The sequence below is a fragment of the Flavobacterium sp. J49 genome, assembly GCF_011742145.1.
Lineage (GTDB): Bacteria > Bacteroidota > Bacteroidia > Flavobacteriales > Flavobacteriaceae > Flavobacterium.
Genome location: NZ_JAAQQU010000084.1, coordinates 1 through 2,215, shown reverse-complemented (window position 1 = coordinate 2,215; position 2,215 = coordinate 1). Strand labels below are relative to the sequence as shown.

At 32.4% G+C, this 2,215-nt stretch carries 3 protein-coding genes; all 3 read right to left on the bottom strand.

The annotated features are described in order from the left end of the window. Positions 1–145: 145 nt before the first annotated feature. Positions 146–364, bottom strand: a complete 219-nt coding sequence (locus HA632_RS02020; RefSeq protein WP_176305575.1) for a hypothetical protein — start codon at positions 362–364, stop codon at positions 146–148. 218 nt (positions 365–582) lie between these two features. Beyond that, positions 583–999: a hypothetical protein gene (locus tag HA632_RS02015; RefSeq protein ID WP_176305574.1), complete on the bottom strand. Its 417-nt coding sequence runs from the start codon at positions 997–999 to the stop codon at positions 583–585. A gap of 934 nt (positions 1,000–1,933) precedes the next feature. Beyond that, positions 1,934–2,215, bottom strand: a 282-nt coding sequence (locus tag HA632_RS02010; protein ID WP_217902812.1) for a hypothetical protein, incomplete at its 5' end; no start/stop codon positions are given.

Here is a 2,215-nt window from a genome sequence, read left to right as displayed (position 1 = left end):
AACGTTCCCACGATTGCTACAGTTGCCTGTGTTGCGCCTGCGGCAGGCAATTGTAACAATCGTGTGTTGTGTGCTGTTTTTCTTGTCGACTAAGATAAGAAAAAGCAGGAACAGTTTAGCCGTGAAGAAAACTAGATAAATGATTTTAAAATATTGTTCCTATCACGCCGGGATGATAGGTACAGTTTTTTAAAATCTCAGCATTAAAATTTTTACAAAAGCTTAGAGTTAAACTAGTTACATGATATAAAATTTGACTTTGTAATTTTTTTCTTGTAACTTTGGCAAGCCTTTTAGCGTCTTCGCTTTGAAAATACATTTTCAGCAAACCCGTTTGCAAGGCTTGACGAAAAAATAAAATCATTTTTCCGCTTCTTAACTCTATCCTTTTCCTCAAAAATTTTACAGCTATTTATCCGGTTTCGAGCGCTAAATTGCACACAACGTGCCGCGGCTTGCAACAGTTGCAAAGATTAATCACCGCCGATTCCAAATATAAAACTACTTTTTGAATTTTCGAAGAAAATTCGGTGAAAGCCCGAACCTTGCAATTGTTGCAAACTGCTGTTAGCAACAGGATTTTTAACTATTAAAGATTTCCATTTCCTCAATCACTTTCCACGATTCCGCGAACACCGGATTATTATCAATTAACTTATACGGATAATAAAAAGTATAAGCTTGTTTTTCTTCTTTATGTTCAACGAAAACAGCAACTGCATCTGTTTGTTTTTCTTTCAATTTCACGTCATAAAAGATTGCAATTGCTACAAATTCATTTCTTTTCCATCGTAATTCTTTTTTAAGTTCTCCAATTAAAGAAGTTGCTTTTGGAAAGTCATTTTCTGCATCTTCTCCATCATATTCTTCAAGTAAAACTTGTTCAACTTTTCTATTAATGTTTACCGCGCAAGCTAATGGATTAAATTCACCATATTCTTTCAGTAGATTTTTTACGAAAGGAAAATTCACGTCTAATATACTTTGGAAATCTTCCATTAGTTCTTTATTTGCTGATGTTTCTGAATCTTGTTGCTAACGTGCCGCCGCTTGGTAGTCGTGGCGACTTTTTAAATTTATAGTTGTAAATATAATCAAATTTTGAACTTAGTACTTTCCGACTAAGAAATGCAAAACCAGCCATGCTACCAAACGGCTGTTATACAACGTTTTTTTAGTTAACTTGTTAATTTCAAAATTAAATATAACGCAACTATAGAAAATCCAAAGTAGAACAGGAAATAATTACTCAATAGTTTAACTTTAGCTTCTGTGTCCTTGTTCGAGGTTTTATATTTATTGAACATTTTGTCTGGCCGATAGTAAGTGAGAAATAAAATAAAACAAACTAATACAACGAATATCACAACTTCAACGCCTCCGTTTTGTCCTCTCAATTTTAGTGAACTTCTAATCAATCCAGTTACGATTCCAAATAGACTAAATTTTCCTGAAAATGACATTACACTCATAAGTATAAACATAGTTCCACTTAAGTAACCTCTGATATTTGTATTGTAAAATTCAGATGGCTCTTTATAAGTCATATAAATCATTCTCATGCCTAATAATAAAACAAAAAATGAAAATAATATGTTGAATAATTGATGCGTCATTTTAAACTTTTCGGTCTTAAATATGGGGTCGTCAAAAAATGTTGTATAACGTCCTGCGGCTTCACACAGTGGCGACTTTTTCAATTTGTAGTTGTAAATATAATCAAAATTCGAACTTAGTAGTTTCCGGCTAAGAAAAACAAAACCAGCCATTGTGTGAAACTGCTGTTAGCGGTTCGGTTTTATACTTGGTTTACTGAATCAAAATTAACATTCCGAGAAACGTAATCATTTCACAAACTAGCTACTGTTGAATTTCCAAAAGCGAAAAGTTTACAAACACAAAAATTAACATTGCTCAGAAACGTAATCAGTTTTCAGGAATTTTCTTTTTTCTGGAAATTACCAATTTTAAAAAACATATTCAATATTCCCAATATCAATCCTGTTCCAACTGCTGTTACAAAAGATTTCAATAGCAACTTTTTCAACGTTTCAATATTTGAAAAGTCAACATCAATTAATCCGTAAACTAATAATCCAGCGAAAAGACCAACAGTAATTGCTAAAAATGTAACCTTAAAGTAAAAAAATCTATTCATTGTTTTTGTGTTTGGTTTAGACTTATTTTCTCGTTCAGGAAAACTGACCGCTAACGT

Bases quoted from the DNA above. Each gene is read 5' to 3' on its own strand.
- HA632_RS02020 (WP_176305575.1), bottom strand. From the start codon at position 364: ATGATTTTATTTTTTCGTCAAGCCTTGCAAACGGGTTTGCTGAAAATG.
- HA632_RS02015 (WP_176305574.1), bottom strand. From the start codon at position 999: ATGGAAGATTTCCAAAGTATATTAGACGTGAATTTTCCTTTCGTAAAA.